Source organism: Denitratimonas tolerans, from assembly GCF_037203605.1.
GTDB lineage: Bacteria > Pseudomonadota > Gammaproteobacteria > Xanthomonadales > Xanthomonadaceae > Denitratimonas > Denitratimonas tolerans.
Genome location: NZ_JBBDHC010000041.1, coordinates 1 through 1,142 on the forward strand (window position 1 = coordinate 1; position 1,142 = coordinate 1,142).

The window sequence follows — 1,142 nt, forward strand, 5'->3', positions numbered from 1 at the left end:
TGCTGACAACGCCGCTGCGTGGCCCCGCGATGCCGAAATCCCACTCACAGACGTCCGATCCGTGCCCAAAACGGGGCCGGGGCTTGCGCGACCGCCGCCTACCCAGCAGACTGCCCGAAAAGGGCGTTTGAACTTCCTATACGCCTGCAGATAAACATGGTAGCGGGGGCCGGCTACGTGTCCTATCTGTATCCGGATACCGTGATCCCGCTTTCACCATAAGCCCCGACTACACTCGCCCCACCCACCCAAGGAGGGACCATCATGCGCATCATCCTCGCCACCGCCCTGCTCCTGGCCGCCTTCGCCGCCCACGCCTTCGACACCTATGCATTCCCCCGCGGGATCGTCAGCGTCGGGGACAGCACCGCGGTATTGATCCAGAAGGGCGGTCAGCCCAGCAGGATAGTGACCCTCGAGAATCACCGGGGCGCCGCGGTCGGCGAACGCTGGGAGTACTACCTGCGCGACAAGCAGGTGAACTTCACCATCCACGACGGCCGCGTGAAGCGGGTCGACGAGATCCGCTGACGAGGGAAGATCACAGGTCGAATGCGTCGGCCGGCAGCGCGGCGGCATTGCCGCGCTCGGCCACGGCGAGCATGCTGCGCAGCTCCCACATCAGCCGCGGAGGCGGTCGGGGAGACCGCCACTGCGCGGGCAGTTGTTGGCCAGCGCCGCAGCGAGCAGCTCCGGGCTGGCCCAGAGTTCGAGTGAGTGGCGTGCGCGGGACACGCCGGTGTAGAGCAGTTGCCGGGATACCGCGCGGCTCGTCGCATCCGGCGGCAGCAGGACGGCGGCGTGGCCGTACTCGGAGCCCTGGCTCTTGTGGATGGTGATGGCGAAGCCGCCTTCGAGGGCAGGGAGAACGCCGGGGGCGAAGTCGCGGACCGTGGGCTGGCCGTCCTCGTCGGCGGTTTCGAACCAGACACGGAGTTGGCCGTCGGTGTCGGCCAGGCACAGGCCGAGGTCGCCGTTGAAGAGGCGCAGGGCGTAGTCGTTGCGGGTGACCCGCGGCAATGTCTGACGCGAAGATCAGAACGCACCGATACGAACGTGCGAACACAGGCGCAACACTGAGCAGCCGTCCCCGCACCGGAGCGCTGCGTGCCGCGCCTCGCCACATCCCGGCGGCAAGCCGC

At 67.8% G+C, this 1,142-nt stretch carries 2 protein-coding genes; one reads left to right on the forward strand and one right to left on the reverse strand.

From position 1 onward, the window contains the following. The first annotated feature begins 264 nt into the window (after positions 1-264). Complete coding sequence (locus WB794_RS13465) at positions 265-531, forward strand: hypothetical protein (RefSeq protein WP_337336364.1); 267 nt, start codon at positions 265-267, stop codon at positions 529-531. Between the two features lie 90 nt (positions 532-621). On the opposite strand, the gene WB794_RS13470 is transcribed toward WB794_RS13465, so the two are convergent. Next, entirely contained in the window at positions 622-1,020 is a 399-nt protein-coding gene (locus WB794_RS13470) for an ATP-binding domain-containing protein (RefSeq protein WP_123521291.1), read from the reverse strand. Positions 1,021-1,142 lie beyond the last annotated feature (122 nt).

Coding starts and splice junctions, on each gene's coding strand:
- WB794_RS13465 (WP_337336364.1), top strand. CDS start 265: ATGCGCATCATCCTCGCCACCGCCCTGCTCCTGGCCGCCTTCGCCGCC.